This is a genomic window from Aquabacterium sp., assembly GCF_041915145.1.
Lineage (GTDB): Bacteria > Pseudomonadota > Gammaproteobacteria > Burkholderiales > Burkholderiaceae_C > Aquabacterium.
The window spans coordinates 1-2224 of record NZ_JAYSBZ010000165.1 but is presented as its reverse complement, the minus strand read 5'-3'; the positions used below and the strand labels follow the sequence as shown (position 1 = coordinate 2224).

The following is a 2224-nucleotide window of genomic DNA, read 5'->3' as shown; positions in this document are numbered from 1 at the left end:
GTCGGCGTCGCTGGCGGGCACGCTGGCCGATCTGGACGACGCCCGGATCTTCGGCCGCAGCTCCCGGGTCGAGAACGCCGTCGGCGTGCGCCTCGACTTCATGCCTCGCATGGCCCTCAAGGCGCAGTGGGGACAAGCCCGCATCAGCGACCCCCGCAATGGCTCGGGCTCGTTGATCCAGTATGCGACCCCGAACACCCGATTCGGTGGCACGGTGGACACCTACACCGTGAATCTGGACTTCATCTTCTGAGTCGGCCCCCAACCATGAAACGAAACACCTTGGTTGTATTCGGTTTGGTTGTATCGCTGAATCTGGTTTCACTGCCGGCGCTGGCCGACGTGGTGGTGGTGATGGGCATCAACAGCCCGGTCACAACCCTCACCCGCGAGCAGGTGACCGACATCTACCTGGGCAAGGTTCGCGAGCTGCCTACCGGCGGTATCGCCGCCCCGACCATGGTGGGCGGCACGCCGGCCAAAGACGAATTCTTCTCGCGGGTCATCGGCAAGTCGGACTCCGAAATTCGGGCCATCTGGGCGCGCATGACGTTCACCGGCAAAGGGGTGGCGCCGCGAGAACTGAAAGACGCCGCCGAGGTCAAGAAAATGCTGGCGAGCAACCCTCGCGCCCTTGGCTTCATCGACCGCTCGGCGCTCGACAGCAGCGTCAAGGTGGTCTACGCCCCTTGAGCGGGCGGGCAGCGCGAGCGATCAACCCGTGAGCCGCTGCACGCCCGGCAGCTCGCAGGCGTAGATGGCGTTGCGCAGCGCGGCGATGGCCTCGTAGCGCGTGAAGCTGCGCCGCCACGCCAACACCACGCGGCGCGACGGCACCGGCTTGGCAAACGGGATGTAGCGGATGTGTTGCGTTTGCGGCTGGGCTTGCGGTTGCGACTCGCGCGGCACCGAGAGCTGCGGCACCACCGTCACGCCCATGCCCGAGGCCACCATGTACTTGATGGTTTCGAGCGACGAGCCCTCGAAGCTCTTGCGGATGCCCTCGGCGCCGCTGGCAAAGCGCGCGAACTCGGGGCACACCTCGAGCACGTGATCGCGAAAGCAATGCCCCGTGCCCAGCAGCAGCATCGTCTCTTGCTTGAGCTCTGCCGACGTGAGGCTCTTGCGCGCGGCCAGCGGGTGGCCGTTCGGCACGGCCACCACGAAGGGCTCTTCGTAGAGCGGCGCAATCGCCAGCCCGGTATCGGGGAAGGGTTCGGCCAGGATGGCGCAATCGAGCTCGCCGGCGCGCAGCATGTCGAGCAGCTTGACGGTGAAGTTCTCTTGCAGCATCAGCGGCATTTGCGGCACGTGCTCGATGGCCTGCTTCACCAGCTCGGGCAGCAGATAGGGCGCGATGGTGTAGATCACGCCCAGGCGCAGCGCGCCGGCCAGCGGGTCTTTGCCGCGCTTGGCGATCTCGCGGATCGACGCCGCCTGCTCCAGCACGGCCTGAGCCTGCTGCACGATCTCCTCGCCCAGCGGCGTGAGCGTGATCTCGCTGCTGCCGCGCTCGAAGAGCTTCACGTCGAGCTCTTCTTCGAGCTTCTTGATCGCCACCGACAAGGTGGGCTGCGAGACGTGGCAGGCCTCGGCGGCGTGGCCGAAGTGCCGCTCTCGGGCAACGGCGACGATGTAGCGGAGTTCAGTGAGCGTCATGCCTTGATTCTGCGATGAATTCGGCTGGCGGGGCAGCCCCCGAGAATCAGGCCTTGAGGTACTCGGCCTTGGTGCCGAGCCAGCGCGCCACGTGGCGGGCCGCCACCTCGGGGTGGTGATCGAGCAGCAGCGGGGCGATGCGCCGGGCGTGCTGCAGCAGGTCGGCGTCTTGCACGGCATCGGCAAAGCGCAGCAGGTTGGCGCCAGACTGCCGCGCCCCCATGAACTCGCCGGGGCCGCGGATGTCCAGATCGCGCCGCGCGATCTCGAAGCCGTCGTTGGTCTCGGCCATGGCCTTGAGCCGCGCCTTGCCGCTGTCCGAGAGTTGGCCGCTGTACATCAGCACGCAGGCGCTGGCCACCGCGCCACGCCCCACCCGGCCGCGCAACTGGTGCAGCTGGCTCAGGCCGAAGCGCTCGGCGTGCTCGATCACCATCAGGCTGGCGTTGGGCACGTCCACCCCCACCTCGATCACGGTGGTGGCCACGAGTACCGCCGTCTCGCCGGCCTTGAAGGCGTCCATCACCGCGGCTTTCTCGGCCGGCTTCATGCGCCCGTGCAGCAG

At 67.3% G+C, this 2224-nt stretch carries 3 protein-coding genes and 1 pseudogene; 2 read left to right on the top strand and 2 right to left on the bottom strand.

Features of this window, described 5'->3' with window-relative positions; translation table 11 throughout:
- Positions 1–253 (top strand): annotated as a pseudogene (locus tag ACE3SS_RS15575) (hypothetical protein); the annotation flags it as partial.
- A gap of 14 nt (positions 254–267) precedes the next feature.
- Positions 268–693, top strand: a complete 426-nt coding sequence (locus ACE3SS_RS15570) for a phosphate ABC transporter substrate-binding protein (protein WP_374595513.1) — start codon at positions 268–270, stop codon at positions 691–693.
- Between the two features lie 21 nt (positions 694–714).
- Here ACE3SS_RS15570 and ACE3SS_RS15565 read toward each other — a convergent pair whose 3' ends face one another.
- Both ACE3SS_RS15565 and ACE3SS_RS15560 read right to left on the bottom strand, forming a co-directional pair.
- Positions 715–1659: a LysR substrate-binding domain-containing protein gene (locus ACE3SS_RS15565; RefSeq protein WP_374595511.1), complete on the bottom strand. Its 945-nt coding sequence runs from the start codon at positions 1657–1659 to the stop codon at positions 715–717.
- A gap of 46 nt (positions 1660–1705) precedes the next feature.
- Positions 1706–2224, bottom strand: a 519-nt coding sequence (locus ACE3SS_RS15560; protein WP_374595509.1) for a helicase-related protein, incomplete at its 5' end; no start/stop codon positions are given.